This window comes from Natrialba sp. PRR66, from assembly GCF_034808065.1.
Lineage (GTDB): Archaea > Halobacteriota > Halobacteria > Halobacteriales > Natrialbaceae > Natrialba > Natrialba aegyptia.
Genome location: NZ_JAXHGN010000085.1, coordinates 1 through 276 on the forward strand (window position 1 = coordinate 1; position 276 = coordinate 276).

The 276-nt window shown below is 37.3% G+C and carries 1 protein-coding gene; it reads right to left on the bottom strand.

The window, feature by feature from the left end; translation table 11 throughout:
- A partial coding sequence (locus SM755_RS23580) for a hypothetical protein (protein ID WP_323174828.1) occupies positions 1-247 on the bottom strand: 247 nt, incomplete at its 3' end.
- Positions 248-276: the final 29 nt, after the last annotated feature.

The following is a 276-nucleotide window of genomic DNA, read 5'->3' on the forward strand; positions in this document are numbered from 1 at the left end:
CTTTTTCTTCATCTAATTCTTTTTCAGCCTTGATGATTTCATTTTCTTCTTCTTTCGATTCTTCAGAACTAAAAAGCATAGTATGACGCTTTACGCGGATGATAACAGTAGAGTTATCTTTCTTTTCGTCTTCATCCTCTTTATCTTCTTCGGATGATGAAGATTCATCATCACCTTTCTTTCTGGCTTGCTTTTCAAGAACTGAAGTTCGCTCTTTCTCATCTTTAGCTTTTCCCGATTCTCCCATTTCAGATCCTCCTGCGGGCTCATCATTAT